2 protein-coding genes and 1 pseudogene are annotated in these 3,246 nt (G+C 68.7%); all 3 read right to left on the reverse strand.

Features of this window, described 5'->3' with window-relative positions:
• Positions 1-336, reverse strand: a pseudogene (locus tag KGM94_RS24560) (phosphomannomutase/phosphoglucomutase); the annotation flags it as partial.
• A 143-nt stretch (positions 337-479) separates the two neighbouring features.
• Positions 480-992: a TIGR02281 family clan AA aspartic protease gene (locus KGM94_RS24565; RefSeq protein WP_300265130.1), complete on the reverse strand. Its 513-nt coding sequence runs from the start codon at positions 990-992 to the stop codon at positions 480-482.
• 121 nt (positions 993-1,113) lie between these two features.
• Positions 1,114-3,246 (reverse strand): ATP-dependent helicase HrpB (gene hrpB / locus KGM94_RS24570; protein ID WP_300265133.1); only part of this gene is annotated, 2,133 nt, incomplete at its 5' end.

The following is a 3,246-nucleotide window of genomic DNA, read 5'->3' on the forward strand; positions in this document are numbered from 1 at the left end:
GTCGAGTTCGAACTGCGCAAAGTAGGCCATCGGCGTCATGCACAGGCCGATGTCATGCACCTTGCAGCCCGCCGCCATCAGGCCCGAGATCAGCGCGTATTTGATCGACGACGAATAGCCGCGGAAATCGTGGCCGGTGACGATCTCCTGCTTCTGCCCCATCTCCGCAATCAGCGCGCCGAGCCCCATGCCCAGCGCTTGAATACCCATCAGGTTGATTTCCTTGCCGAACAGCCAGCGCGCATCGTATTCGCGAAAGCCGGTCGGCTTCACCATCGGCTCGGATTCATAAGCGAGCGTATTCGGCACCAGGACGGGCTTCGGCTTGGGAAACATGCAAATGGCCTTCTGAAAAGGTGATGGACGACGAACCCCGCAGCCATAGCGAATGCGCGGCGCGGAGGAAAGGCGGGAGGACTGGTTAGGGGGAAATTGCGGCAGATTGGCAGCAGGCGGCGCAGCCAGGACCAACCGCCGGACTACTGCTCCAGCACCATCCGGCCACCGGCGAACTCGAACCGCTTCAGCTTGCCCAGGAACGACAGGCCGAGCAGGTTCTGCGACAGCGCCTCGTCCGGCAGCACCATGGCATCGACGTCGCGGACGACGAGGCCGCCGATATCGAGCTGGGCCAGGCGCGTACGCGCGGCCTTGATGGTGCCGTTCGCCGTGACGACGGTTGCGGTGTAGTCGGCCCGCGAGGGACGCAGGCCGAAACGGGAGGCCGATTTCTCGTTCAACGCCACCACCGACGCGCCGGTGTCGACCATGAAGCCGATGCGTTGACCGTCGATCCGACCCTCGGTCTGGAAGTGGCCGCGGGAATCGCGGGGGATGCTGAAGCTGCGGTTGCCGGGCTGGGACGGCGTCGCGACGGCGGCGATCTGTCGCGGAGCGGCGGTCGCCGAAGCGGCGCTCATTCTGTCCGCCATCTGCGCCATGAACGTGCCGAGGCCGATCATGATGGCCGCGAAGATCACAATGTTACGCATCACACCACTTTCGAACCGAAAGCCCGATTTCACCACGCAAGGCGGCCGTCCGCGAGCGACGCCGCGGACGAAAGGCTGCCATTTTGGCGAAAAGGATGAGCGAACGGTTAACGCGTTCCGATCACGTGCCGCGCGGCTTTGCCCGCCGGGTCGGCAGGGCATTGGCGGGATCGTCGGGCCAGGGATGGCGCGGATAGCGTCCGCGCAAATCGGAGCGCACGGCGCTGTAGCTGCCGCGCCAGAAGCCCGGGAGGTCGCGGGTGACCTGCACCGGGCGCTGCGCCGGCGACAGCAGTTCCAGCACCAGCGGCACCCTGCCGGCCGCGATCGCGGGATGGCTGTTGAGCCCAAACAGCTCCTGCAGCCGCACCGCGATGGTCGGCCCCTGCTCGGCCTCGTAGTCGATCGCGAGCATGGTGCCGGTCGGCGCCTCGAAATGGGTCGGCGCCTCGCGATCGAGCCGCGCGCGCAGGTCCCAGGGCAACAGCGCCATCAGCGCGTCCGAGAGGTCGCCGACGGATACGTCCTTCAGCGCCGACTTGTCGTAGAGCGCCGGCACCAGCCAGTCCTCGCGCCGCGCGATCAGCGCCTCGTCCGACAGGTCGGGCCATCCCTCGCCTTCGGCCTTGCGCAGGAACATCACCCGGTCGCGCCATTGCCTCGCCTGTTTCGACCACGGGAGCCGGTCGAGGCCGGCGGCGATCAGCCCATCGGCGAGCACGCGCGCGGTCGCCTCCGACGGCGCAAGCGCGAGCGGCGCCTCGGACAGCGTGATCGCATGCAGCGAGCGCTTGCGCCGGGCGCGCAGCGCCATCGCGCCGCGATCGAAAGAAATCTCCTCCGATGTTTCGATGTGCTCGGGAAAGTGACGCTCGATCTCGGCCTCAGTGATCGGCGCCGCCAGCAGGATGCGCCCGCTCGCCGCCGTTCCCGTCATCTCGGCGACCGCAATATAGGGCGCGCGCGCCAACGCCGAGGTCTGCTCGACGGCGGCGCCGCGGCCGTTGGCGAGCAGAAAACTGCCGTTGCCGCGATTGCGCGCCACACGATCGGGGAAAGCGAGCGCAAGCATCACGCCGGTGCTGAGATCATCGGACCCCGGCGCCGCCTTCTCGCCCGCGGCGACCTGCGAAGCCCAGCGCCGCGCCAGGTCGCGCGCGCTGGATGCGCGCGGCGAACGGTCGCGGCGAAACTGGTCGCGCCTGGCATCGAGATCGGCGCTGTCGCCGCCGAGACCGCGCTCGGTGAGAATGGCGGCGATCTCGGCCGCGGCCTCGCCGGCGCCGAAGCGATGCGAATCCACGATCATGCGCGCGAGCCGCGGCGGCAGCGCCAGCGCGCGGAGGCTCCTGCCCTCGGCGGTGATGCGGCCGTCCGCATCGACCGCTTTGAGCTCGCCAAGCAGGCTTTTCGCTTCCTTCCATGCCGGGGCGGGCGGCGGATCAAGAAACGACAATGTCGCGGGATCGCTGACGCCCCATTGCGCGAGATCGAGCACCAGCGAGGAGAGATCGGCGCTGAGGATTTCCGGCTGGGTGTAGGGCACAAGTGACGCCGTCTGCGGCTCGTCCCACAGCCGGTAGCAGACGCCCGGCTCGGTGCGGCCGGCGCGGCCGCGGCGCTGGTCGACCGCGGCGCGCGAGGCGCGCACGGTCTCGAGCCGCGTCAACGCGATGTCCGGCTCGTAGCGCGGTACGCGGGCAAGACCGCAATCGACGACGATGCGCACGCCTTCGATGGTGAGCGAGGTCTCCGCGATCGAGGTCGCCAGCACCACCTTGCGCATGCCTCTGGGCGCCGGCGCGATGGCACGGTCCTGCACGGCGGCGTCGAGCGCCCCGAACAACGGCACGATCTCCGTGCTCGCGTCGTTGACGCGCTCGGTCAGAAGATTCTGGGTGCGGCGGATTTCGGCCGCGCCCGGCAGGAAGGCGAGCACCGAGCCGGAATCGGCGCGCAGCGCCGACGTGATCGCATCCGCCATCTGCCGCTCCAGCGGCACGTCGGGCTTGCGGCCGAGATAGCGGGTCTCGACCGGAAAGGCACGACCCTCGCTCTCGACGACGGGCGCATCTCCCAGGAGCCTTGCGACCCGCGCGCCGTCGAGCGTCGCCGACATCACCAGGATGCGCAGATCCTCGCGCAGGCCGGTTTGCGCATCGCGCGCCAGCGCGAGACCGAGATCGGCGTCGAGCGAGCGCTCATGGAATTCATCGAACAGGACGGCGGCAACGCCTGAGAGCTCGGGATCGTC

The sequence above is a fragment of the Bradyrhizobium sp. genome (assembly GCF_028868675.1).
Taxonomy (GTDB): domain Bacteria; phylum Pseudomonadota; class Alphaproteobacteria; order Rhizobiales; family Xanthobacteraceae; genus Bradyrhizobium.

Bases quoted from the DNA above. Each gene is read 5' to 3' on its own strand.
- KGM94_RS24565 (WP_300265130.1), bottom strand. From the start codon at position 992: ATGCGTAACATTGTGATCTTCGCGGCCATCATGATCGGCCTCGGCACG.